24 protein-coding genes are annotated in these 26,137 nt (G+C 43.1%); 4 read left to right on the top strand and 20 right to left on the bottom strand.

From position 1 onward, the window contains the following. Window positions 1–18 precede the first annotated feature (18 nt). Window positions 19–639: a tetratricopeptide repeat protein gene (locus GO620_RS09665; protein ID WP_157526134.1), complete on the bottom strand. Its 621-nt coding sequence runs from the start codon at window positions 637–639 to the stop codon at window positions 19–21. Window positions 640–983: 344 nt separating this feature from the next. Between GO620_RS09665 and lon the strand changes: the two genes are divergently transcribed. Both lon and GO620_RS09675 read left to right on the top strand, forming a co-directional pair. Continuing rightward, window positions 984–3,458 (top strand): endopeptidase La, encoded by a 2,475-nt coding sequence (gene lon / locus GO620_RS09670; protein WP_157526136.1) that lies wholly within the window; start codon window positions 984–986, stop codon window positions 3,456–3,458. A 78-nt stretch (window positions 3,459–3,536) separates the two neighbouring features. Beyond that, a complete protein-coding gene (locus GO620_RS09675) occupies window positions 3,537–4,499 on the top strand; it encodes a lipid A deacylase LpxR family protein (protein WP_157526138.1) in 963 nt (320 codons plus the stop codon). Here the strand turns inward: GO620_RS09675 and arfB are convergent. Continuing rightward, window positions 4,496–4,906: an alternative ribosome rescue aminoacyl-tRNA hydrolase ArfB gene (gene arfB / locus GO620_RS09680; protein WP_157526140.1), complete on the bottom strand. Its 411-nt coding sequence runs from the start codon at window positions 4,904–4,906 to the stop codon at window positions 4,496–4,498. The genes GO620_RS09675 and arfB overlap by 4 nt on opposite strands. A 106-nt stretch (window positions 4,907–5,012) precedes the next feature. Here arfB and cmk point away from each other — a divergent pair, with 106 nt between their 5' ends. Continuing rightward, on the top strand, window positions 5,013–5,687 hold the full coding sequence (cmk, locus tag GO620_RS09685; RefSeq protein WP_157526142.1) for a (d)CMP kinase: 675 nt from the start codon (window positions 5,013–5,015) through the stop codon (window positions 5,685–5,687). A gap of 57 nt (window positions 5,688–5,744) precedes the next feature. On the opposite strand, the gene GO620_RS09690 is transcribed toward cmk, so the two are convergent. Next, window positions 5,745–6,212: a deoxycytidylate deaminase gene (locus tag GO620_RS09690; RefSeq protein WP_157526144.1), complete on the bottom strand. Its 468-nt coding sequence runs from the start codon at window positions 6,210–6,212 to the stop codon at window positions 5,745–5,747. 77 nt (window positions 6,213–6,289) lie between these two features. Further along, window positions 6,290–7,924, bottom strand: coding sequence for an MFS transporter (locus tag GO620_RS09695; protein WP_157526146.1), 1,635 nt, complete (start codon window positions 7,922–7,924; stop codon window positions 6,290–6,292). Between the two features lie 160 nt (window positions 7,925–8,084). On the opposite strand from GO620_RS09695, the gene GO620_RS09700 reads away from it, so the two are divergent. Continuing rightward, window positions 8,085–8,744, top strand: a complete 660-nt coding sequence (locus tag GO620_RS09700; RefSeq protein ID WP_157526148.1) for a LysE family translocator — start codon at window positions 8,085–8,087, stop codon at window positions 8,742–8,744. A gap of 82 nt (window positions 8,745–8,826) precedes the next feature. Here the strand turns inward: GO620_RS09700 and GO620_RS09705 are convergent, their stop codons facing one another. The 16 genes from GO620_RS09705 to porG all read right to left on the bottom strand — a co-directional run bounded on the left by GO620_RS09705 (window position 8,827) and on the right by porG (window position 26,133). Continuing rightward, window positions 8,827–10,734 carry an amidophosphoribosyltransferase gene (locus tag GO620_RS09705; protein WP_157526150.1) on the bottom strand — a complete coding sequence of 636 codons (1,908 nt, stop codon included), beginning with the start codon at window positions 10,732–10,734 and terminating at the stop codon, window positions 8,827–8,829. 344 nt (window positions 10,735–11,078) lie between these two features. After that, window positions 11,079–12,578, bottom strand: a complete 1,500-nt coding sequence (locus GO620_RS09710) for an NADH-quinone oxidoreductase subunit N (protein WP_157526152.1) — start codon at window positions 12,576–12,578, stop codon at window positions 11,079–11,081. A 3-nt stretch (window positions 12,579–12,581) separates the two neighbouring features. Beyond that, window positions 12,582–14,180, bottom strand: coding sequence for a complex I subunit 4 family protein (locus GO620_RS09715; RefSeq protein ID WP_157526154.1), 1,599 nt, complete (start codon window positions 14,178–14,180; stop codon window positions 12,582–12,584). Next, entirely contained in the window at window positions 14,180–16,204 is a 2,025-nt protein-coding gene (nuoL, locus tag GO620_RS09720) for an NADH-quinone oxidoreductase subunit L (protein ID WP_244139394.1), read from the bottom strand. Before nuoL ends, GO620_RS09715 begins: the two co-directional genes overlap by 1 nt. A gap of 2 nt (window positions 16,205–16,206) precedes the next feature. After that, complete coding sequence (gene nuoK, locus GO620_RS09725; RefSeq protein WP_157526156.1) at window positions 16,207–16,512, bottom strand: NADH-quinone oxidoreductase subunit NuoK; 306 nt, start codon at window positions 16,510–16,512, stop codon at window positions 16,207–16,209. Next, on the bottom strand, window positions 16,509–17,060 hold the full coding sequence (locus GO620_RS09730) for an NADH-quinone oxidoreductase subunit J family protein (RefSeq protein ID WP_157526158.1): 552 nt from the start codon (window positions 17,058–17,060) through the stop codon (window positions 16,509–16,511). The genes nuoK and GO620_RS09730 overlap by 4 nt, the downstream gene beginning before the upstream one ends. Continuing rightward, window positions 17,057–17,665, bottom strand: coding sequence for a 4Fe-4S binding protein (locus GO620_RS09735; RefSeq protein ID WP_244139395.1), 609 nt, complete (start codon window positions 17,663–17,665; stop codon window positions 17,057–17,059). The genes GO620_RS09730 and GO620_RS09735 overlap by 4 nt, the downstream gene beginning before the upstream one ends. Next, complete coding sequence (locus GO620_RS09740) at window positions 17,641–18,714, bottom strand: complex I subunit 1/NuoH family protein (RefSeq protein ID WP_157526160.1); 1,074 nt, start codon at window positions 18,712–18,714, stop codon at window positions 17,641–17,643. The genes GO620_RS09735 and GO620_RS09740 overlap by 25 nt, the downstream gene beginning before the upstream one ends. Before the next feature lie 128 nt (window positions 18,715–18,842). Then, window positions 18,843–19,676, bottom strand: a complete 834-nt coding sequence (gene murI / locus GO620_RS09745) for a glutamate racemase (protein ID WP_157526162.1) — start codon at window positions 19,674–19,676, stop codon at window positions 18,843–18,845. A gap of 63 nt (window positions 19,677–19,739) precedes the next feature. Next, a complete protein-coding gene (locus GO620_RS09750) occupies window positions 19,740–20,252 on the bottom strand; it encodes an OmpH family outer membrane protein (RefSeq protein ID WP_157526164.1) in 513 nt (170 codons plus the stop codon). A gap of 49 nt (window positions 20,253–20,301) precedes the next feature. Then, a complete protein-coding gene (locus GO620_RS09755) occupies window positions 20,302–20,832 on the bottom strand; it encodes an OmpH family outer membrane protein (protein WP_157526166.1) in 531 nt (176 codons plus the stop codon). After that, on the bottom strand, window positions 20,832–23,384 hold the full coding sequence (bamA, locus tag GO620_RS09760; protein ID WP_157526168.1) for an outer membrane protein assembly factor BamA: 2,553 nt from the start codon (window positions 23,382–23,384) through the stop codon (window positions 20,832–20,834). The genes GO620_RS09755 and bamA overlap by 1 nt, the downstream gene beginning before the upstream one ends. Window positions 23,385–23,445: 61 nt before the next feature. Then, the gene (locus GO620_RS09765) at window positions 23,446–24,186 is read right to left on the bottom strand and encodes an isoprenyl transferase (protein ID WP_157526169.1); all 741 of its coding nucleotides are present in this window, start codon (window positions 24,184–24,186) and stop codon (window positions 23,446–23,448) included. Between the two features lie 288 nt (window positions 24,187–24,474). Continuing rightward, window positions 24,475–24,891 (bottom strand): hypothetical protein, encoded by a 417-nt coding sequence (locus GO620_RS09770; RefSeq protein ID WP_157526171.1) that lies wholly within the window; start codon window positions 24,889–24,891, stop codon window positions 24,475–24,477. Further along, complete coding sequence (locus tag GO620_RS09775) at window positions 24,888–25,136, bottom strand: hypothetical protein (protein ID WP_157526173.1); 249 nt, start codon at window positions 25,134–25,136, stop codon at window positions 24,888–24,890. The genes GO620_RS09770 and GO620_RS09775 overlap by 4 nt, the downstream gene beginning before the upstream one ends. 202 nt (window positions 25,137–25,338) lie before the next feature. Beyond that, on the bottom strand, window positions 25,339–26,133 hold the full coding sequence (gene porG / locus GO620_RS09780; RefSeq protein WP_157526175.1) for a type IX secretion system protein PorG: 795 nt from the start codon (window positions 26,131–26,133) through the stop codon (window positions 25,339–25,341). Window positions 26,134–26,137 lie beyond the last annotated feature (4 nt).

The raw sequence follows: 26,137 nt of genomic DNA on the forward strand, positions 1-26,137 counted from the left end.
AAAACATATAGCTTAGTCCTACCTGCGTCCTATTGCAAGAGCCAACTTTTCTTTAGAGATATCTATTTGAGAAGATATATCAGATCGCGACGGGTTATCGTTTAGCACCCGTTCCAGATCTGCGATTGATGCTCTAAGTGCTTTTACGGCTATTGTACGGTCAAAACACCGGTTCGCCGGGTCTAGTTTAAATAAGCCATATTCGCGGTACGCTATACCCCTGTTCTGATAGGTTTTAGATTCGGGCTCTATACCGATAGCTTTAGTGTAATCAAGGATAGCGCCAAGCAAATATTTCTCGCGTTCAGTGAAAGAATACCCAGCATCTTTCCCTATAAACCCCTTTGCCCGGGCACGATAGTAATAAGACGTCGCATCTGCAGGTTTCATATTAATTACCCTGCTGTAAGCCTGTATAGATTTTTTATAATTATCGCTGTGATAATAAGAATAACCTAACATCCAAAGCGCATCTGTATTGGTTGTATCCAGCACGCAAGCTTTTTCTAATCGTGTAATCGCAACTTTAAAATCACCCTCAAGAAACGCTTGCTGACCCAATTTTACATAGGCATTTTGTGCTAACGAAACGTTTGCTGAAGTAATTGCAATTAAGAAAAGTAAAAATGGAAACCTCATTTACCAGGTCTTGCTAACAAAGATTGACAGACATTAAACTGCTAAACCTAAAGATTATTATCGCTCTTTTTGTTTTTCTTTATAATCCATCACCGCAGAAGTATATGCTGACGATTTAACAGTCCGCTACGTCAGGTTGCACGGTTTAAACAAAAGTAACTGTTTTTCAGCACATAAAACAAAATCTACCTTTGTCTTTAGCAGATCTTAAAGATGCCTTTCATCTTGGCATAGGTCTTGAACCCTATACAGTTGCAGCGACAGGTATCAACTTTTATCGCTTGCATCGCAGTTTTCAAATGAATAACTGCCAATATGACGTTATAATATAGAAAGGGTATTTGATGAGTTATGATCCGTTTGATTTTAAAAACGCTTTACCGGTAATAAATGAGGATTCTGAGTTCTTTCCGCTGATGTCTACAGAAGACGAGGAGGAAATGAACAATGAAGAGATGCCCGAAGTGTTAGCTATTCTTCCGCTAAGAAATACAGTATTGTTCCCTGGTGTGGTTATTCCCATTACCGTAGGGCGTGATAAATCTATTAAATTGGTTAAAGAAGCTAACCGTGGTTCTCGAATAATCGGTGTGGTTTCTCAACAAGATGTTGGTATAGAAGACCCGACATTCTCTCAATTGAACCGTGTGGGCACCACAGCGCTTATTGTTAAAATGCTGCAAATGCCCGATGGAAACACCACCGTTATCCTGCAGGGCAAAAAGCGTTTTACGCTTCAGGAAGAAATACAGTCAGAGCCTTACATAAAGGCTTCGATAATTCCGTTCGAAGAGGTTAGGCCACGAGAGGATAAAGAGTTTAAAGCGATGGTGTCGTCGGTTAAAGACATGGCGATGAATATTATCCAGCTATCTCCTAACATTCCGACTGAGGCTGGCATCGCGATAAAAAACATCGAAAGCACTTCATTCCTCATAAATTTTATATCGTCAAACATGAACGCCGATATGGAAGTGAAACAACGTATGCTGGAAACGGTAAACCTTCGTGACCGCGCCCGATTGGTATTGGAACATTTGACCACTGAGATACAGATGCTGGAGTTGAAAAACCAGATACAATCAAAAGTGCGTGTCGATCTGGACAAGCAGCAGCGCGATTATTTTTTGAACCAGCAGCTAAAAACCATACAGGAAGAACTGGGTGGCAACACGCCTGATCTGGAATTGGACAATTTACGCGAGCGGTCTAAGAAGAAGAAATGGGCTAAAGAAGTTGCCGATCATTTTAGTAAAGAATTGGATAAGCTGGCGCGAATCAATCCGGCCGCAGCCGATTATTCTGTGCAGATCAACTACCTTGAGTTGCTCTTAGACCTTCCTTGGAACGAATACACAAAAGATAATTTTGATCTTAAGCGCGCACAGAAGGTTTTAGACAAAGACCATTTTGGCCTGGATAAAGTTAAACAGCGTATCATAGAGTACCTGGCGGTGCTTAAGCTAAAGCACAACATGAAAGCGCCTATCCTTTGTCTGGTAGGCCCCCCCGGCGTTGGTAAAACTTCGTTAGGAAAATCTATTGCAAAAGCATTGGGTAGGCGTTATGTTCGTATGTCGCTAGGTGGTTTGCGTGATGAAGCAGAAATCCGCGGTCACCGTAAAACATATATTGGCGCTATGCCGGGCAGGGTTATACAATCGGTTAAAAAGGCGGGTGCTGCCAATCCGGTATTTATTTTGGATGAAATTGATAAAGTTGGCGCCGATTTTCGAGGCGATCCGTCTTCCGCACTTTTAGAAGTTTTAGATCCGGAGCAAAACAGCACTTTCTACGATAATTATGTTGAGATGGACTTTGATCTATCTAACGTAATGTTCATCGCCACAGCCAATTCGCTTAGCACTATACAGCCTGCGTTGCTTGACCGTATGGAGATCATAGAAGTGAATGGCTATACCATTGAAGAGAAGATAGAAATAGCTAAACAGCACTTGCTGCCAAAACAGCGCGAAGCGCATGGTGTAACTTCGAAACAGATTTCAATTAAGAATGATGTGATGGAGAAGTTGATCGAAGATTATACCCGCGAGTCGGGCGTGCGTGCTTTAGACAAAAAAGTGGGATCGGTGGTACGCGGGGTTGCCAAAAGCATTGCGCTTGAAGAAGCATACAATACCGCTGTCAGTAAAAAAGACCTGGAGACAATTTTGGGTGCCCCTATTTACGATAAGGATATTTATGAGAATAACAACGTAGCGGGGGTTGTTACGGGTCTGGCCTGGACACAAGTGGGTGGCGATATTCTTTTCATTGAAGCAAGTTTAAGCCCCGGCAAAGGACGGTTAACGCTTACCGGAAGTTTAGGTGATGTTATGAAAGAATCGGCAACTATTGCGCTTGCCTATTTGCGGGCACACGCTGCATATTTCGACATCAACCAAAAGCTGTTTGAGCAGTGGGATGTGCACATACACGTGCCGGCCGGTGCAACGCCGAAAGACGGTCCGTCTGCAGGCGTTACTATGCTTACCGCATTGACTTCGGCGTTTACACAGCGTAAGGTAAAACCAAACCTAGCCATGACTGGCGAGATCACGCTCCGCGGCCGTGTACTTCCGGTTGGTGGCATCAAAGAAAAGATCCTTGCTGCCAAACGTGCCGACATTAAGGACATCATTTTGTGTAAGTCGAATAAAAAAGACATTCTCGAGATCAAAGAACATTATATAAAGGACTTGCAGTTCCATTACGTTACTGAAATGCGTGAAGTGATAGATCTGGCCTTACTACAAGAAAAAGTAAGTGACGCGTTAGAACTTACCATTAAAGAAGACACGAAGCCGGTGCTGAATTAGTTGAAACACCGTAAATTGAAAGCCCTGAAATAGCAGGGCTTTTTTTATTTTAGCCCGATTAAAATACCCCACTCATAAATGACCAAATTTTTAACTGCCCTGCTTCTGCTGCTTACTTCTTATACTTTAACGCAAGCACAAACGCATTCGCACGAGATGGGTTTCCAATCTGACAATGACGGATACCTTGCGCAAGGGTCTGACCGTTATTACACTAACGGCATTTTTGTCAACTACAGGCATGCACTTACTGTCAATGCAAAATCTAAACTTGCCAATAAGGTACTTGGTTTAGAGATAGGCCAAAAAATGTACAATCCACAATCGGGCAGCGTACCATCCGCGTTATATATAGACCGCCCTTTTGCAGGCTATTTGTATGCGGGCGCGACGTTGAATTTTTTATACAAAAATGAAAGCAATCTAAAGCTTGGTTTACAGGCTGGTGTTATTGGCCCGGCCTCATATACAAAGCAAATTCAAGAATTCATACACAGAACGTTTGGCTTTTACCCGCCAACCGGCTGGGAATATCAGATCAGAAACAATGCTGTTGTCAATCTATCTGCAGAATATAATAAACTGCTATATCGCTCAGGTGCTTTTGATGTAAGCTTAAGCGCATATGGCAATGCGGGTACCGGTTTTGATGGTGCAGGCGTTGGTCCTATGTTAAGATTAGGAACATTCAACAAGCTTTTTAATTCGGCAGCAACACAAAGCTCATCCATAAAAAACGGAAGTGCTTACGCATCAACTGCAAAGCACGAATTGTTTTTTTATTACAAACCTCAATACAATTACGTGGGTTATGATGCCACCGTACAAGGCAACATCTTTGGCAACAGTGATGATACTGGTAACACCCCGCAAATAACCGGGGCACTTAACCACTTGATGTTCAGCAATCAGCTAGGCGGCGATTACACTTACGATCGTCTTACAATAGATTTTTCGGTAATCTTTCATACTAAAGATGTTAAGACTATGGTTGATGCCCACCAGTGGGGATCTATAGCCTTACTGTATCACTTTAATTAAAAATCGAAGTTCTTTCTCCGGCTGTTCTTTTTGACTGACTGTAGCTGTTTCTGTTCAGTACGTTTAGCCTTAGCCGCCTTACTAATTTTAGTTGGCTTTCTTGGTTTAGGTTTTTCGAAGGCTTTGATTATAATTTGATAAAGCTTTTCAAGGGCCTTTTCACGATTAAGGTACTGGCTCCTTTCTTCATCGCATACAACGTGAACTGCACCGTCTTTATTTAGTTTCGACACCAGTTTACTAAGCAATAACTGTTTCTCTTGATCGCTAAATAAGTCAGACGCATTAACATCAAATATCAGTTCTACTCTTGATGAAACCTTATTGACATTCTGTCCGCCCTTACCGCTGCTCCGGGAAGCACAAAAAGTAGTTTCTGCTGATAACTGTTGTTTACTGATATCCATTTGTGATCTTATTCAATTTACAGATTGTGCTTCCTCAAATGTATAGGTTATTAACGTTTGTGTAATCATGATTCAAATCACAATGATTTAGTATTTTAGTGCCATAATGAGCAGTAACGTTGTAGTGGCCATTGACGGATATTCGTCATGTGGTAAAAGCACGCTGGCCAAAGCTTTAGCCAAAAAACTTCATTTTATTTATGTCGACAGCGGGGCAATGTACCGGGCGGTTACCTTATATTTTCTGCGTAATAATGTCGATCTTAAGGATGAGGAGGCAATATTAGCCGCATTAAAAGATGTTCATTTGAATTTCCATTCGCGCGATTATAACAGCCATATCTTATTGAACGATGAAGAGGTGTCTGACGAGATACGCCTTATGCCCGTGTCAGAAAACGTGAGTGCAGTAGCAGCCCTTAAAAGCGTAAGGCACGAAATGGTGAAGCAACAGCAACGCATGGGCGCTTCTAAAAACATTGTGATGGATGGCCGCGATATTGGTACTGCTGTGTTCCCCAATGCCCAGGTGAAAGTATTTATGACTGCAGATCCCAAAGTGCGTGCCGAACGCCGTTTCAAGGAATTGAGCCCGGCAAATCCTGATCTTACGTTAGAAGATGTTTTTGAAAACCTAGCTCACAGGGATTATGCTGATACTACCCGTGCAGAAAGCCCGCTTACCCGGGCTGCCGATGCTATTATTTTAGATAATACAAACCTAACACCCGAACAGCAACTAGATTTCGCCCTGGAAAAATTAAAACCTTTTCTAAAATAGATTCGTAAAAATTAAGCTCACGTGGTAGGCTTTAAGGGCGCCTTGTAGTACCTGCCTCTATAAAATACTTTCAGCCTCTTCAAACTTGCGTGCTTCCACGCCAAAGCGGTTTAGAAAATCTACGCCTTCATCGCTCAATAAGCCTTTGTACTCGGCATAAGAATTTTTGTAAAGTACCTGAGTTATCCCTGCAGAGAAAATCAGTCGCGCGCACGGCAAGCATGGAGATAATGTTGTATACATTGTTGCACCATCTAATTTTGCACCATTTTTTACTGCGTAAAGTATCGCGTTTTCTTCGGCATGGAGTGCTAACGAACAACTACCTTTTGAATCGCGCGGACAGCCTGTATCCGGCCACTCGTCGTCACAATTATGTGTGCCTGCCGGCGGACCATTATATCCCACAGAAATAATACGGGTATCTTTTGTAAGCACCGCCCCGACATGAGCCTTTACGCAATGACTGCGTTTAGACAAGTCTGTTGCCAGGTTCATAAAAATATAATCGAAACTGGGTTTCATCTATAGGCGATGTTTGATGGACCATAGACCATAGCATAATCGAAGCCATGGTCTATGGACTATCGTCAATGGTCTTTTTAGTGCCCTCCTTCTGTCTCCATATGGTCTACATCGATACCTTGCTTGCGCAATTCTGAGCCTGCTTTCCAAGCGAAGAACGCAAGGTAGGCAAAACCGATAAGCGGAATAATGTAAGAGAAGTGAATTCCGCTCATGCCCGAAACAACATTGTTGCTTCGGTCGGCCAAAATACCCTGCACCGGTGGGATTATCGATCCACCGAGGATCATCATAATCAAGAATGCAGAACCCTGGCTTGTATATTTACCCAAGCCTGTAACTGACAGCGAGAATATAGACGGCCACATGATAGAACAGCAAAGTCCGCCACTTAGGAAAGCGAATGTTGCAATTTGTCCGGTAGTTAATAAGCCTATTAGCATAAATATAACACCTAAAATACCAAATAGCGCCAGGGTACGTACAGGTTTTTGATTGCCGATCAAGAACCCTGCAATGACAACAGCTACACATATGATATAACTGTAAAACTGTGATATCTGCGCGCCGCTTAGATAGTTTGCTAATAGAACTACGCCAAAAGCGATCAACGGAATAATGATAGTAAATGCCGTTTTACCAGTATTAGAAAGTTTGAAAACACCAATAGCACCCGTCCAACGGCCAATCATTAAGCCACCCCAGTACAAAGAAATGAACGGAGCAATGTCGCTGGCCAGATGTGACCCAAAATCTTTAGATTCCAACAAGGCGCCCATGTTACTTTGAATAGTTACCTCTGTACCCACATAGGTGAAGATAGCCAGCATGCCAAAGATCAACTGTGGGTATTGCATTGCGCCCCATCCTTGTTTGCTTTTCGAAGCAGCTTGTGAAGTAACTATAAGGGTAAGCAATATGATGAACAAAGAAGCATAGACGATATAAGCTTTGTCAACGCCTGTTGCATTAGCAATTTTGTCTACTGCTAAAATGAGTAAGAACGCCAGGAAAATAATAAACAATGGAAGGTTTGCTTTTTTGCTGGTTTCCAACTCTTCGTGGATGGTAACGTTCGGAAGGTTTGCGAAGTAAAAGAAAGCCGCAACTGCAAGAAACAATACTGTTAATCCATAATATAGCGTATTTACAGATGATATTTGTACCGCTCCCGGATCTATCAGTTTATCCGCAGCACCAAACAATACGATACTCACGATGATCGGGCCAAGGATACTTCCAAAGTTGTTTACACCACCTGCCAGGCTTAATCTGTTTGAACCTGTCTCTGGTGTACCCAAAGCAACAGCGAAAGGGTTGGCCGCGGTTTGCTGCAGAGAAAAACCAAGTGCTATCACGAAGAACATCCCAAGTATTAGAGGAAACGAACCTGAATTAATTGCCGGAACCATAGCTAAAGCGCCAACTGCCGAAATTACCAAACCAACAACGATACCGTTTTTGTAACCCATCTCGTTCAACAAGTCGCGTTTTAGTAATTGCGAGATAAAATACAGGATAAGCGAGCCTATGAAATAGCCGCCGTAAAAAGTAAAGTCTATAAGTTGAGATTCAAATTGTGTTAAGTGAAAATGGGCTTTGCAGAAGGGAATGAATATCCCATTAGAAGCGGCTAAGAAACCCCAGAAAAAGAATACAAGTACCAGGGAGTACAATGCCGAGGCATAGCTCTTTGTGTTTTTTTGTTCCATCAGTTTAAATAATTGGCGTTTAGAACCACTAACATAAATATTTTTTTTGTTACGGTTATGGTTTCAAAAAATAAATGCAGACAATTAGCTGCTTTGGTTGTTAAATGCCTAAAATTGTAATGCCTGTATCGCTACGCGGTTTGGGCGCTATAAAGCATAAATGATAGAAGCCATATTTTCGGGCCTGGGGTTTGGGTTTGTATTGATCTTTCTAACCGGTCCGGTTTTCTTCGCGCTTATTAAAACCAGTATAGAGAAAGGCTTCCATGCAGGTGCTGCCTTAGCTTTAGGCGTTGTAAGCAGCGACATTGTGTTCGTTGGCGCAATAATCTTCGGCTCCCAATTTTTTGATGTACCCCCCAATGTAAAGGTTTGGCTGGGCGTAACAGGTAGTATCATCCTGTTCATCATTGGCATTTATTACATGTTTAAAAAGCCGGAAGTAGATTACAACCCACATACGCCGGCCAGCGTTAATCGGGCAGGTTACTTTTTTAAGGGCTTTGCCATGTGCATTTTCAACCCTACCCTTTTGTTTCATTGGATAACGGTTATTGGTACCGCCAGTACTATTTACCATTTAGGCGTGCCGCACAGGCAGCTAAAGATTGCTGTAATGTTTTTAACGATTTTGGTGGTGCAGTTTGGTGCAGATCTTACAAAGGCTTTTTACGCCAATAAACTCCGCGAAAAAATCTCTGTAAAATTTGTGCACAGGCTTAATTACGTAGCCGGCGTAGCCTTGATCATTGCTTCATTTGTCATCCTTGACAGGCTGGTAACACACTTTGTTTTCCCGCCGCTGCCAACACACGATTAAAGGCGAAACGGGAAACGCTTCAACTGGAAACGGCAGTCCTGAATCACCGTTATTAGTTTGCCTTTTCACCGTTAGCCGCAAATCACATATAAGCTCGCTGGTTCTTGCCTTCCATCCAGTTTACAAAGGCCCGGTTCACTACCTTATTGCCGCCCGGGGTTGGGTAATCGCCGCTAAAATACCAGTCGCCCAGATGGTCGGGGCAGGCTTTATGAAGGTTATCTAAAGTTTGATAGATCACTTGAACCTCTGCGGTAATGTTTTTAGGCGTAATGATCTTTGCTATGCGATCTGAGATCTGCTGATCTGTAAAGGGCGCGTAAATGGCTTTAACATAATTCTTTACCTGCTCTTTAGGCAAATCGTGGCTATTCTTACATTTTTGATATACATCAACAATCAAATCTTCCTGACCAGATTCTTTTAACAGATTTATAGCAGCTTCGAAAGCAACAAATTCTCCCATGCGCGACATGTCGATGCCATAGCAATCCGGGTAACGTATCTGCGGCGCAGATGATACAACTATAATTTTCTTTGGTCCTAAACGGTCAAGTATTTTAAGGATGCTTTGTTTAAGGGTAGTTCCACGAACAATAGAATCATCGAGTACAACCAACGTATCTGTGCCTTCTTTAATAAGGCCATAAGTTGTATCGTAAACGTGCGCCACCATTTCGCCACGGTCGGCATCCTGGGTAATGAATGTGCGTAACTTTACATCTTTAATAGCGATCTTCTCAACACGCGGTGCTAAGTTCAGCACTTCGTTAATGCGCTCCTCTGTTAACGTTTCCGTTTTGTTAGCCAGCATTTCATGCTGCAAACTTTTCACATATTTATTTACGCCTTCAACCAATCCATAAAAGGCGATCTCGGCTGTATTTGGGATATATGAAAAAACCGTGTTCCTTATATCATGGTCAACTGCCTCGAGGATGGTCGGTACCAATAATCTGCCTAACTGTTTGCGTTCGCGGTAAATAGCGGCGTCGCTGCCACGGGAGAAGTAGATGCGTTCAAACGAACAAGATTTTTTCTCAACCAGCTCACTAACTTGTTCTTCTTCTATAGTGCCATTCTTTTTCACGATCAATGCGTGACCGGGTTTTATTTCCTTAACATCTTCAAACGGTACATTAAAGGCAGTTTGAATAGCGGGGCGCTCTGATGTAGCGACTACGATCTCATCATTGTGATAATAATACGCCGGGCGGATGCCCGCCGGGTCGCGCATTACAAACGCGTCGCCGTGGCCTAAAATACCGGCAATAGTATAACCACCGTCCCAGTTCTTGGCAGATTTTTTCAGGATCTTGGCAACATCCATATTCTCGCCGATCATTTTACTGATGGCTATATTGTCGTCATTGCCCTCACGCTTAAACTGGTCAAATAGTCCCTGAACTTCTGTATCCAGGAAATGCCCGATCTTTTCTAAAACGGTAACGGTATCAGCCTTCTCTTTCGGATGCTGACCGAGGTCATACAATTGCTGCAGCAATTCATCCACATTCGTCATGTTAAAGTTTCCGGCAATAACCAGGTTACGGGTCATCCAGTTGTTTTGCCGCAAAAAAGGGTGGCAACTCTCTATACTATTTTTACCATGGGTGCCGTATCGAAGGTGCCCCAACAACACTTCGCCGGTAAAACTCATGTGCTCCTTTAACCAATCGGCGTCCTGCATTTTCTCAGGTCGCTCTTTTTCTACCTCCGCAAATTTCTTAGATATGTACTCGAAAATATCAGCAACCGCGTTTGATGCCATTGACCGGTGCCGGCTTATATAACGTTTGCCCGGCTCAACGTCCAGCTTAATGGTGGCAACGCCAGCCCCGTCTTGTCCGCGGTTATGCTGCTTTTCCATTAACAGATACAGTTTGTTTAAGCCGTATAATGCTGTTCCGTATTTTTTTTGATAAAATGATAAAGGCTTTAAAAGGCGAATAAAAGCTACGCCGCACTCGTGTTTTATCTGGTCGCTCATGTGTGGGAAAGAGAACGCAAAAGTAAGATTTTAAAATGACGAGTAGATTGTGGTTCAGTCATTTTAATGGTAAAATTTAAGCGAAATATGCCTTTACAGGTGAGCAGTATTGCAGGAATTTAGTTTAGGTGTTGGCAGGTGGCGAAAAGACAAATAGATTTTATAAAAGACGCGTAACATTTATTGATTTTATTGTGCATTTGAATCTTTAAGTAGTTTGGGCGTTTCCCTGCGGGTCGCGCTTTCCGCTATTAGTTCTCATTCCGCTACGCTCTATTGCGGGCTATCCGCTGCAATCGCTAACGCACGTCACTTCTTCTCTTTTAAGGACAGAGAAGAGGTTTTTACAATAACCCCGCTAACAAATTTGGGAAAAGGCCCAGCGCAAGTGTAAGCGCTGTCAAAAATAAAATTATAGAAAGAAGACCGGTAGATGAGCGAGTATCATGGAATGCTTTTTCACCATTACCCTTTCTGAGGAATAAGTTTAACGGCACTTTGATGTAGTAGAATAATGATATTACCGTTGTTACCGCACCTGTGATCAGTAATAATAATAACGGTAGACTTTTAGTCTCCTCATAAACCGCATAAACAGAAGAGAACACTAACAACTTAGCGTTAAATCCGGCAGAGACAGGTATACCTGTTAACGATATCAGTATAATGATGAAGCATACGCCTGCAGCAGGATGTCTTAATCCCAAACCTTTGTAGCCGTCGATATCCTCAGTCCCTGCTACGTTGCCAAACCAACTCACTAACATTAAGGCTGCAATGTTGGCAATAGCATATGCAACCAGGTAGAAAACTAATGCACTAATACCCTGGTTGGTAAAGGTAACCAGGGCCATCAAAGCGAAACCTGTATGTCCGATAGAAGAATACGCTAATAAGCGCTTAATATTTGTTTGCCATACTGCCGCAAAGTTACCTGCGATCATCGTGATTATACCAATAACAGACAAGGTTAACCTAAAATCGAAGGCGTGCCAACCTGCAGAAAACACAAACGGAGTTAAAAAATTGATCAGCATGGCAAAGCCGGCAATTTTTGGCAACGTCGACAAGTAGGCGGTTACAGGGGTCGGCGCGCCCTGGTAAACATCGGGCACCCAGAAATGCATTGGTATAAATGATAATTTGAACCCGATCCCAACTAACATTAACACAATGGCCACGACCGCAACAGTTGGGTTAGCCGCAAGTCCCGTTAACAAATTGCTTCCGAAATAATTTAAAGAACCCGTTAGCGCGTAGATCAGCGAAATTCCATATAACATCACCGCTGAAGACGCGGCACCAAACAATACATATTTCAATCCGGCACCGCTGCCTAACCCGCTTTCAGTATGATAAGCAACCAGCAAGTACGATGCCAGCGAGACCATCTCAATAGCAGTATAAACCGTCAACAAGTTTACTGCCATCACCATCAGATGCAACCCTAATACAGATGCGATTACAATTGTATACAGATCTGACAAGCCCTTTTTATGGCTATTAAATTTTTTGTCTTGTTTAACATACAGGATCAGTACAATGGCAAATACATCAATGAATGACTTAAAAACTACAGCTGTTTTATGCAGCAGCAACATGCCACCGAATAGAAACTTGCCTTCATGAGTCACCAAATGCAATTGCTGCAGACAGTTAAATAGTACAAATGCCATCCCGACTGCAGCTAAAGTCCGGCATATCCACGCGGACGTTTTGCCGAACAGCAGATCAGTAACAATCACCAGAATCAACAGCACAGTTAGCCAAACTTCTGGACTGACATAAGGCAAGCTTTGCAAAACGCCGGAAAGCTGTTGAGATATATTTTCTGCGGCTTGCATCAATTATTTAATTACGTGACTGGTATAGTCTATAAATGCCAGCACGCTATCATTGATCTTGTTAAAAACAAGCGATGGCATAAAACCAAGTATTAACGCCATTGCAGCAAGGGGTAGTAAGGCTGCGCGTTCGCGCCAATTAACGTCTGTTAATGCCAACTGCCAATCGGTTCCGCCTTTGAATCTTTCTGTGCCGAAGAACATGCGCTGCAATGTCCAAAGAAAGTAGGCAGCACTTAATAGAATCCCGACAGAACCGCAGATAGCCATCCAGTGTGGCAACCCGGGCGACTTAATAGCACCTGCCAAAGAAAATGCTTCTGCTACAAACGCCGAAAATCCCGGCAGGCCGAGTGACGCAAAGAAAGCGATCATTACGAAAACTGTGTAAGCAGGCATTTGAGTCGCCAGTCCGCGGAAGTTATAAATATCCCTGTCGTGTACTCGGTTGTAAATAACACCGACCAGGAAGAACAACATCGCCGATAAAAAACCATGACTCACCATCTGCATAACTGCTCCGCTTACACCCTCGGCGGTTAATGATGCAATGCCTGGTAACACAAAACCCATGTGCGAAACTGATGAGTAAGCGATCATACGTTTAAGGTCGCGCTGGGCAAGCGCATTCAGGGCACCATAGATGATAGAAACGACGCCGATAAGCCCCAGCCAGTAACTGCCGCTTATTGCAACGTCCGGGAAGATGCCTGCGCAAACACGGATAATACCATATCCGCCAATCTTTAATAGAATGCCGGCCAATATGATAGACACCGGTGTTGGCGCCTCTACGTGTGCGTCGGGCAGCCAAGTGTGTAGTGGTACTATCGGCACTTTAATAGCAAAGGCGATGAACAATACTACAAAACCAACAGTGCGCGCCGGAAAACCTAATATGGTTTGATGTGCCGCCGCTGAAAATAATGACCCTGAATCAAAATTTGCGGGGTTCATCATTTGAATGATATTGAAGGTATGGTTCCCGGTAGCCTGGTCTTTTACTGAAAGATACAAACCCACCATCACCAGCAGCATAAACACTGATCCAAACAGGGTATACAAGAAAAACTTAATGGCCGCGTACTCGCGCCTGGCACCGCCCCACATGCCGATAAGGAAATATAACGGCAGCAGCATCAGTTCATAAAAGATATAAAACAGGAAAAAATCGAGCGCGCTAAATACGCCGAATACCGCCATATCTAATATCAAGAACAGCACGAAAAAGCCTTTGAGGTTTGCTTTTATTTCCCAGGAGGATATTGCAGCAACCACCAGTACTAAGGCCGTCATCACCAATAGTGTTATGGAAATACCATCAATCCCAACAAAATAATCGATCTGCATACGGCCAACGGTACCAAGATCTAAATTGATCCACGGCAGCTTATGAACAAACTGAAACTGAGACTCTGCGTTTATACCTCCTGTGCCGGCACCAGTCTTAAATTGCAGGTATAACACAATGCTGATTACCAATTGAGCTATGGCAGTCATAAGCGTGATATATTTAAAACTGCTTCTAAGAGACGACGGCAGTAACGCGATGAGCAGACCCGCAACAAGTGGAATAAATATGAGTAAAGTAAGCAGGTGCATCAGATAAGGGTTTTAAATATAAACCAAGCAACAACAATAGCAAGCATACTAGCCAGGTAAAACTGCACTTTGCCGGTTTGAAAGCTGCGGATAAAATTACCAATATAGCTAACTATTTGCGTTAACAAATGGAGTAATCCATCTATGATGTATTTGTCAAAAGCAGCTGCGATATTGGCTAACGTAAGAGTGATTTTTTTTAAAAGCCCTATAAAGCCGTCTAAAACAGTACGGTCTGTCCAGAATAATGCGTTCCCGAGGACGATAACGGGCTTCACAAAAAGAGAATTATAAACAGAATTAAAATACCACTGATTGTGACTTAACGCGAACATCTTGTTGTGCTGCGGAAAAGGCTTGAATTTTTTATCCCGAATATAGATTGCATAAGCGTAATAGATAACTACCACGCTGATGATGTTGAGCCCCACCGGGATGATGGTGTGGTAAATATTCATCCGCTCTAAAAAGTTAGAGGGCGAAAATAACTTGTAAATCCATGACTGTTCGTAAAGCACAGGGTTGAGTGAGAACACCGGAAACAAACAACAAATGCTTAGTACAATAAGTGGCAGCCAATACCGCCAGTCACGGTCACTGTTGTGGAATTTTATGCCCGAAACAGCATCCAGCCTGCAATTGCCAAAGAATACTTTGAAGATCAGTCGCGCCATGTAAAAAGCTGTTAACCAGCTAGTAACAAGCATGAATAAGGGGACTATAATAGCTGCGCCCCCTTTAGTGTCAGACCATTCAAAAGCTTGTATTAAAATGCCATCCTTGGACAAATAGCCAGACGTTAGTGGTAAACCTACCAACGCCAACCCGCCAATTAGTGTAGCAATAAAAGTTACCGGCAATATTTTACGCAGACCGCCCATGTACAGTATATTTTGCGGATCTATATCAAGCTTGTTATCATCTTTGATATGCTGCATCTCGTGGATCACTACTCCTGCAGAAAGGAATAGCAAGCATTTAAAGAACGCGTGGGTGATCAAATGAAACAGCGACGAAGCGTAGGCATTAATACCCATTGCCATCACCATAAAGCCCAGTTGCGAGATCGTTGAAAATGCAAGAATACGTTTCAGGTCGTTCTGTGTAAGTGCAATAGTCGCTGCCATAAAAGCCGTAAAACAACCACTTACTGCAAGAATGTCAAGCTCAGTAGTGTTAAAGAAGGGATAAACCCTACCGAGTAAAAAGATGCCCGCGGCCACCATCGTTGCTGCATGGATAAGCGCCGACACCGAGGTAGGGCCTTCCATTGCGTCGGGCAGCCAGGTGTGTAATGGAAACTGCGCCGACTTGGCACAAACCGCAAAAAATATTCCGGCGAAAGCCACCCATTGCCAAACATTTGTTTGATTGCCTGCTTGCTGAACCAATCCGCCTTGACCAAACAGTTGTTGTAAATCGAAAGTATGATACTGGTTAAAAAGCAAAAGAATTGCACTTAGTAAGCCGATATCACCTATGCGGTTCACGATAAACGCCTTCTTATTAGCCAGAACGGCGACTTCTTTCTTGTGCCAGAAACCTATAAGCAGATAAGAAGAGAAGCCTACCAATTCCCAAAAACCGTATAACAGAACAAAGTTATCTGCTATTACTAAAGCCAGCATGCTAAAACAGAACAAGCTCAGGTAACGGAAATACTTGCCATAATGCTGATCATGCTTCATGTACGCCATGGAGAAAATATGCACCGGCAGCGCTACCAAATTTACCAGTAGCAACATAATAGTTGACAGGTTATTTAGTAATATACCGTAGTTAACGTTGGTGTTGCCAACGGTAAACCAAACCCCGCCTACATGAATATCCGCGCCGTTAAAAGTGTGGTTGAAAACTATAATACTCAGGCAGCTACCAAGCAACACCGCAATGGTGGATACCCAACCCGCTGCCTTGTTTTTACTGATAAAGCAATTGACCACAAATGCCAAAAGCGGCAGCACCACTGCGGCTAAGGCATGGTAAGCCATCTTCGTTTCTTCGTATGTAATGGGTGTAGTCAAGTTCAATCCTTTAACTGATCAATTTTATCCGGCTCAATGGTTTTGTAACGGCGATACACGTTTAGAATAATGGCTAATGCAACCGCAGTAGTTGCCGCTGCTAAAACAATGGCAAATAATGCAAATATCTGCCCGCCGTTGGCGCTCTTGTCAAATCGGCCAAAAGCAACCAGGTTTAAAATGGCAGCATTCAGCATCATTTCAATGCCTATTAAAACCTGGATGGCGTTGCGCTTTGCCATAACTATGTAAAGGCCAGTGCAAAACAAGGCTGCGCCTAACACCAGGAAATTAGTTAAAGAGATCATTGTACGCCCTCCTCTTTTCTCGACAGATGCGCCGCGCCAACAAGCGCCATTAACAGTAATACCGAGATCACTTCAAACGGCAGCAGGTAGCGCGTCATTAAATTAGTGCCTATGTTGGCCGTCATTTCCCCCGAGTCGGTAATAAAGTCGTTATCTGAAACAGATTCTTTGAGCCACGCAGAGTTGCCAATGTCTGTCTTTAAAAACAGATTTACTAATACTAGTAAAAACAAGGCAGAGATAAGTAACGCCGGCAAATTCCCAATCCTAAACCAAGTATTATCTGCTTTCTGAAGGGTGCTTAATGCCTCTTTGCCGGAGAGCATAAAGGCGAAAATGATGAGCACCAAGATGCCGCCTACATAAATAACTATTTGCGTAATGGCGACAAAATCGGCCAAAGCCAACACATAAATTCCGGCGAGCGCAAACAGTGTTACAAAAAACAGAAATACAGAGCGCACGAGGTTTTTGCCCGAAGCGATCATCAATGCTGATCCGACAACAACGGCGCTTAGAAAGTAGAATATGATATTTTCTAAGGTCATTGCGGGTCGTTCTTTTTCATGGCGGCTAATTTGGCGGCCTGTTTCTCGGCATTTTGCTTTTCCAGTAATGCACGCTTTTCATCTGCCTCTTCCGCTGTCATATCAGAGAAGTGATAAGTTAATTTACCCAAGTCGAATACTGTTTTGTCGTAATTGTCGGTCATCACAATACACTCAGTTGGGCACACTACTGTGCAAAGGCCGCAATACATGCACTTAGCCATGTCAATATCAAACTTCGCGGCATAAAGGCGCTTGGTGGTACCGTCAGATGTTTGGCCTATGGCTTCAGTAGCTTTGATGGAATCAATGGTAATACAATCGACCGGGCAAATTTTGGCGCATAGATCGCATACAATGCAATCGTCCATTTCCACGTCCAACTGGTAACGCCCAACTTCGGGCACGGGCAACTTTTGAGCAGGATATTCTATAGTGGCAGTACCATTTTGCTTGTCGAAATAGTTAGGCTCGCTTACAAAAGCTGTCTCGCGCTTTTTAAATCCAAACGCATGCTGTATGGTAAGGGATAAACCTTTCCAAGCCGTTAGTAATCCGTTTAATGGTTTGCCTATCAATCTTAGTTCATTACATATACCCGCCACAGTGCAGATGCTATCATACACAAAAATGCCAGCGGCGTTAATATCTTCCAGCTTAAATTCATTAGTTGGTCTACACGCAATCTGGGTAAAGTCCAGCGTATCCATATTTGCAATGCCACCAGTAGCAACGTTTTAGTAAATATCCAGAAGATACCCCAAACAGCGCCCGTTGTCCAGGCCGCTAGTTGCATTGTTCCAAGATTTGGCAACGGCGTATTCCACGATCCCCAAAAAAGGATCACACCTACCATTGATACCAAAAACATCATAGAGTACTCTGCCAGGAATATCAGGCCGAAACGCATGCCCGTATACTCGGTGTGAAAACCGGATACCAACTCAGATTCGGCTTCGGGGATATCAAACGGCGCACGGTTACTTTCGGCCAGGGATGCAATGAAGTATATCACGAATGCTACAAGCAAATGCGGTGCGCGAAAAACATTCCAGGCCAAAATCCCCCCCATGCCGGTTACGTCCCAAATGCCTAAGAATTTGATGTGTTCTTGAGTTATGATCCCCTGTTGCGTTGAGATTGCCTGTAAATCCAAAGACCCGCAAATTACAACTGCTGCAATAAGCGCGAACCCTGCCGGAATCTCGTATGAGATAATTTGCGCGGCAGACCGCATAGCGCCAAGTATCGAGTATTTATTGTTTGATCCCCAACCGGCCATAAGTATGCCAAGCGTTTCGATTGATATAATGCCGAAAATGTAATAAAGCCCGATATTGATTTTAGACGGAACCAGGCCTGGTGCCCACGGTAAAGCTGCGAAACCCAGATATACAGCAATAAAGATAATGGCAGGTGCCAACGCATACAGACATTTGTCGACGGCTGCAGGATCTATCATTTCTTTTTGTATAAGTTTCAGAATATCTGCGATAGTTTGCAGCGTGCCATATTTCCCGGTAACATTGGGGCCTATCCTATCCTGAATAAAGGCCGACAATTTTCTTTCGGCATATACAGCAAATAACGCGAACGTTGCCGCAAAAGCGAACAAACCTATGGCAACGCCGAAGAATATTGCATAGCTACCCAATTGCGTAATTGTTGACCGGCAAATCTACTCAATTTTGGTTATTGAGTTATTAGGTTATTGAGTTATTAGAAGGTCTTTAGCCAGTAGTAATTGGAGACTTCATCCACTCGCAACCCAGTACCTGAAAACTATCCTTCCACATTTACAAATCCCGCCTTCACAGCATCGGGGAAAAAGATAGAGGCTGTTTTATCGAATTGCTCCGTATCATCTGTGGTGGTGAAAAAATTACGGGTACCACCCCTGGTGATCTTCGTTTCCATTTCGGGGTGGCGTTGTAGATAATCTGCCAAACTGTGCGCAACAATTTCTCCCTGACCAACTACTTTAATGTGTTGTGGCAAAGCTGCTTGTATCCTGTCTTGAAGCAGCGGATAATGTGTACAAGCCAATAGCAGGGTGTCGATATCGGGTGATTGGGCCATCAATTCATCCAGATATAATCTCACAAAATAATCCGAGCCCGGCTTATTGTACTCGCCATTTTCGATCAATGGTACCCACAGCGGGCAAGCCTGTTGATAAACTTTTAAATCTGGAAAAAATTTATTGATCTCTAATTTGTACGATCCCGATTGCACGGTGCCGGCTGTCCCTAAAACCCCGATCTTTTTTGATGATGAGTAATCACCTATTACTTCTGCCGTGGGGCGAATAACGCCCAAAACGCGCCTATCGGCATAATCATCTTTTAAGTCTTTTTGCTGAATAGTGCGTAATGCTTTTGCAGAAGCCGTGTTGCAAGCTAAAATCACTAAGGGGCAGCCTTGTTTAAATAGCCACTGCACACATTCCCAAGTATACTCGTGTATGGTGTTGAAAGTGCGGTCGCCGTATGGCGATCGCTTGTTATCGCCCAGATAAACATAGTCGTATTGCGGCAATAGTTTCGCGATGGAGCCGAAAACGGTTAATCCGCCTATTCCCGAATCAAAAACTCCAATCGGCCCGTTTGTCAACATAATCAAAAATAAAAAAAGCGTCCGTTAGTTAACGGACGCTTTCCATATCATTTTAAAACAATATTATTTTAAACCTAATTTCAATTTAACCGCTGCGCTAAGATCGTCAGTTGGTTGTGAATACAGAGGCTCACCAGCGCTGGTATCGATTACCAGGGTATAACCTTTTTCTTTAGCAACACCGGCAATTGCGCCTCTTACTTTATCAAACAAAGGTTTACCCAACTCGGCAGATTTGTCCTGCACTTTTTGAGAAGCCTGGTTTTGGTAATCTTGTATACGTTTTTGTAGTTCTTGCAATTCTGATGTTCTTTGGGTACGGACAGCATCAGTCATTTTTGCTTGCTCAGATTCAAAAGCAGCACCCTTAGTCTGCAATTCGGTTTGCATGCCTTGCAATACTGTTATAAATTGTTGCTGATAGTCCTGAACCTGTTTTTGCAAGGTTTTTGTTTCAGGCATTTGGTCAACAATAGCGTTGAAGCTTAAGTAACCTACTTTTGATTGCGCCTTTGCAAAGTTTCCGGCAAGCAATACAAAACCTGCTACTAAAACAACCTTCAATAGTTTTTTCATTTTTCTGTTTTTTGTTCTTTTTTAATTTGTGCGAAAATACTTAAATTTTTTATTTGGCAAATACGCCCGGCTTAAGGCCTAAACGGGTAATAACGTCGGCGCTTTTATCATAACGGGGGCTGGCATAAAGCATGGTCACTTCGCTGTTTTTGTCGAAAATCATATCGATATTATCGTTCTCTGCAATGGCCTGAATGGCTTTCGCAACCCGCTCTTGAATTGGTTTTATCAACTGTGTACTTTTAGCAGCCAACTCGCCCTCTGGACCGAACTTAGAACGCTGGAAATCCTTAGCTGCTTTTTCCTTTTCCACGATCTCATTCTCGCGGCGTTTCTTCATGTCAGCGGTCATTAAAACCTGATCTGCCTGATAAGCTTTGTATAGACGGTCTATCTCGCCGAAACGACCATCAACTTCTTTTTGCCACTGCTCTTGCATGGCAGCCAATTGCTTTTGCGACGCAGCATATTCTGGTATGTGTTTTAAAATATACTCAGAATCTACGTAAGCGAAACGTTGCGCAAAGGCGCCGGCAATAGCACTAAATGTAATAAATAGGGTTAACAGTAATTTTTTCATTAATTGAATCCTCCGCTTAGGCTTTGCGCAATCGAGAAGTGGAATTGGCCTTTATTAGCGCCCGGGATGCCCGGAATTGCGTCGAAACCATAACCATAATCAAGTCCAAGCAAACCAAAGATAGGTAAAAATATACGCGCGCCCACACCAACGGAGCGACGAATGTTAAACGGATTATATGACCCAAAATTGTTCCAGGTGTTGCCGCCTTCTGCAAAAGTTAACAAAAATATTGTTGCAGACTGGCTGGCAATAACAGGGTGCCTTAACTCAAGGGTGTATTTGGTATAGATGGGGCTGCCCGGGTTATTAGTCTCATTGTAATTTGAACCCACCGGCACAATAGAGAAGTTTTGATAACCCCTTAAGCCGATGATATCGCTACCCTGCAAGAACTGGTATGATTGCATACCGTCGCCACCCACTTTGAAACGCTCAAATGGTGATTGGCCTACCAGGTGGTTATAGTATCCCAAGAAACCAAACCTTACCTGCGACATGATAACAAATTTACCAGCCAAACGCTCGAACCATTGCGCATCAAATTTCCATTTGTGATACTCAACAAAGTGGTAGCGCTCTTCTGGTGTTGCAATGCGGTAGTTGGTATTGTTAAACGCCGAATATGGCGGTGTAGCCTGCACCGTGAACTTAATGTTTGACCCTGATGTTGGGAAAATAGGCGCATCCAGCGAGTTACGGCTCAACTCTTGGGTTAACTTAATGTTGTAAGAAGAACCATTGCTGAAAATGTATCCTGTAAAGTTATCCAGTTGATAGTGGTCAAAGTTAAGCGAGTAATTTAACTGGAAATAGTTATCAGGCCAGTTTAAACGCTTACCCAAAGTAATACCCAAACCGTTAATGCGCAGGTAGTTATACAATGGGTTATCCTTAGCATAATACTGCCCTGTCGAGCTTAATTGTGTATAAGCCGTTAATGCAAAGTAAATAGGTTTTTTACCACCGAACCATGGATCAGAGAATGTGAACGAATAGTTCTGATAGTTTTTACCGTTAGCTTGTCCACGTAAACTCAACTTTTGGCCATCGCCTTTTGGCAAAGGTTTGTAAGCCTTAAGATTAAAGATGTTTCGCAGCGAGAAGTTGTTGAATGTTAAACCAACAGTACCTACCAACTGACCGCCACCAAAACCACCCGAAAGCTCGATCTGATCTGACGGTTTCTCTACCACGTTATAAATGATATCTACAGTACCATCAGAAGGGTTAATATTTGTTGGTTTTGGCTCAGTTTTCTGATCGTCAAAGTTACCCAGTTGGCCTATCTCACGTGTACTGCGGATGATCAACTCTTTAGAGAATTTCTGGCCCGGTTTTGTACGTATCTCACGCATAACCACCTTGTCGTTTGTTACGTCATTACCTTTTACAATAACACGGTTAACGGTGTACTGCGGGCCTTCATAGATACGGATGTCCAAATCTACTGTATCATGAGATATACGGGTTTGCACAGGGTCTGAACTGAATGTGAGGTAACCGTCGTTAAGGTACAATGATGAAACGTCATCGCCCTGCGGGCCGCCACCTGTTAATCTCTTGCTTAGTTCTTCTTCGCTGAAAACATCGCCCTTTTGTATTCGTAAGATACGGTTCAGTATTTGGCTTGAATACTTTGCATTACCAGACCAGGTAATGTTACCGAAGTAATATTTAGGGCCTTCGTAAACTTTAAGTTTCACGTTGACAGTATTATCATCATGGCGCCAAACCGAATCGCTTATCACGGCAGCATCGCGGTATCCACGGGCCTGCATTTTTTCAATAAGCGTTTGTTTATCTTCTTCAAACTGATCTTGCTTAAATTTCTTAGAGCCAAATATGTGATAGAATTTACGTTCTTTGGTTTTACCAAGAAAACCTTTAAGGGTGGAAGCTTTAAAGTTTTTATTTCCTTCAAATATCACTTCATTGATCTTAACTTTTTGATGCTTATCAACCGTTACATCTAATATCACACTATTCGCATCTCCCGGATCTTTGCGCTGGGCGATATCAACAGTAGTATTAAGATAACCTTTATCGTTAAAATGTTTCTTGATTATGGCAGTAGTAGTACTTAGTAGGTTCTCGTTAACGATCTTACCAGTCTTGTCATTCAGTTTTTTCTGAACATCTTCTACGTCGCCCTTTTTTAAGCCCAATAAATGCAGACGCGATAAGTGAGGGCGCTCGGTGATTACAATATCAAAGTATACCGTATCGCCGTTCATTCTGGCAATATTTAATTGCACGTCGTCAAACAATCCTTGCGACCAAAGGTTACGTATAACGTTTGCAGAAGCTTCGCCTGGGAGGTTGATCTTATCGCCTTTGTTGAGTTTTGATATTTGTATCAATACATCCTTGTCGAGGTTTTGCGCGCCTACGATGTTGATACCGCCAATAATATAATCTTTTGGGTTAAGGTAACTTAAACTATCAGCCGGGAGTGATCTGCTTAGCGCCGGCTGCCGCTGTGGAGCTACTTGTGCAAAAGCCGCAGTGCCGAAAAGAACAAAAAGAAGTGCAAAAAAGAGTTTATTCATCCGAATATTTGACTGGGCTAAAATTAGTTTAATCAGTTGTTAAAAATTGTTAAATGTAAAATTAATTGACCTGCTCGCTGGTTTTACCGAAACGGCGCTCGCGCTTTTGATAGTCTAAAAGCGCCTCAAAAAAATCTTCGCGCTTAAAGTCGGGCCATAGTTTAGGGGTGAAATACAATTCGGCATAAGCTATCTGCCATAGCAAGAAATTACTGATACGGTATTCGCCGCTGGTGCGAATCAGAAGTTCCGGATCGGGGATTTCTGAGGTGTATAAATTCTCTGAAAAGACAGCGTCAGTAATATCGTCAGCTTTTAACTCACCACTTTCGGCCTTTGCAGCAATGCGTTTGGTTGCCATTAATATTTCATCGCGCGAACTATAGCTTATTGCCAATACTAACGTTAAGCCGGTATTACTAGCTGTTTTGCTGATGGCATTATTAAGTTCCTTGATTGACCGTTTAGGCAGCATACCTGCATCGCCTATCATCAGCATACGCACATTGTTGGTCATCATGTTGGGCAGTTCTTTGGTGAGTGCCGACACAATGAGTTCCATAATGGCGTTTACTTCATATTTTGGGCGGTTCCAATTTTCTGAAGAGAAAGTGTAGAGAGTAAGGAATTTAACCCCGGCATCATCAGCAGCTTCAACCGCTTCGCTTACAGAACTAATGCCGTTGTGATGGCCAAAAACGCGCAATTTGCCTTTACTCTTTGCCCACCGACCATTGCCATCCATTATAATGGCTACATGTTGCGGCACGCGCGTTTTATCTATTTGTTCTAAATAATCCATCTTAACCGGGGAAGGCTGATAAGCCCTTGCCAGACCCGAAATTTGCTGCGTGATTCATCAACTTATAAACCTAGCATCGTTATGCAAACCTCAAATTTTCAGGGTACAAAGGTAAAACTTCCTTTGATTTTTTTTATTATAAGTTGGCAAAGAAATAAATGTCCCTTCCCCGGTATCACCGTATGAAATCTGAATTCCTTCCTATCGAAGGTATGTAGCGCGATTGTATGCTTTAAAGATGCATACGCATGGCAGTTTCCATAATTTTTAGAAACATTTTACTAGGACTTACGGGAACTCTGGCGAAGATCTGTCCCCGTCGGCGCTTTCAACAATTACCGTCTTAATAGTGGTTGAACGTTTTAACCTTGCTAGTTTCTTGTAAGAAACTGCAATAAGCTGCTTATTATCAACCGCGTTGGAGACACCCAGCATTAAAGTGCCGTCTTTTCTCAATGTCGGCTTTAATATAGCCGGATCATTTTGAGCCGCGCGCACAACTTCTGTAGCTCCGTGATCCGAACCTGATTCAACAGACATGACCACAGCTTTAGGATTAGCCGCCAAACGGTTACTAATTCTGTTTATCGCAATGCCCAGCCAGATAGCACTCGCAGTACAAAGTATCACAATAAGAAGATATTTGCCCTCGGGATTGTCTGAAAGCTGTTTATGCTTTTGGTTTACATGAAAAATTACGCTCATAACTTTATGGGTGTAACTTTATCCTTTAAGAACTGCGATTTAAAATTTCCTAAAATTTCGTTTAGGCGCGCTTCTTCTACCAGTTCTTGTTTAAGTTCAACATATGCGGTGTGCTCTTCGTCAAAACGATGACCGGTAAAACCGATTCCGCGGGGAAGCATATAAAATTCAATGAAATCAAAGAAGCCGTCGAAAAACTTTTCGATCGCCATTTTTAGCGCTTCTTTTGTGATGATAGTGGTCATAATGCTAATTCATTAACCCAAAATCAAACATCTTGCCAAACTTTCTTTGTAATTAACTTTAACGAACAATTAATTCGTCAAACAGCAGATTATCAGCGACAAAAGTAACTGCACCAATTTGACTGAAGACACGGTGAATGAATTCGACTGAACACCGCATTGCGAGTAAACTGTTTGGAAAATCCGTTTTAAGTGCTGAGCGCTAACGCTCAAAATAGCACTTGTCGTTAAGGAAAGTGAAAGTAAGCGACAGGGTAAAAAACATATAGCCATCCTTAGCACGGCCGTCGCCACGCTGGGTGCCAACAGAGCCGGTGTAAAGGCCGCTGCGCTCACCGGTACGGTCTGACAGCGCTAGCGATACCGGATTGGTAAACTTGGTTTTATCGGCGTAATTGCCGCTTACGTCATCCAGATAGTCTGTAAAAGCTGTACGGTATCCCATATCGGCGATTACGCTCATGTTTCGCAGAAAGTTATATTTAAAGCCCACGCCGTAAGGCACAGTAACAGCAACGTTTTTGTATGGCGCAGCCTGGCCTTCTGTCATCACACTTCGCAATTCATATACGTCGCCCTGATACTTCGCCGTCGGGTTGTAGCTGACAAATCCCACCCCGATGAAGAAGTAAGGAGTAAACGCATTGCGGTCTAAGCCCGGCCGGTAACTCAGCAGGTTAAACTCTCCTATCAATGCGCCCTCATCAATCGGCGTACGAAAACTTAAATTACGGTTATAATCTTCCTGATATTTGGATGTGCTATCGGCGCCGGCGATGATGCCGTGCATATACTGCACTTTTAATGAATAATGCGAAGTGAAGTTATGTTTAATAAAGCCACCATAGGCCGGGCCCGACATTTTAAACGGGTTATGCTGATTAAGGTCGCCAATATAACCTGCACCGCCACCGTTAACGCCAACTTCCCAAAGCTGTGCCTTAGCTGCAAAGGAGATTAAACCGGTAAGAAAAAGCGTAAAGATTAACCTGCGCATCAAC

Source organism: Mucilaginibacter ginkgonis, from assembly GCF_009754905.2.
Taxonomy (GTDB): domain Bacteria; phylum Bacteroidota; class Bacteroidia; order Sphingobacteriales; family Sphingobacteriaceae; genus Mucilaginibacter; species Mucilaginibacter ginkgonis.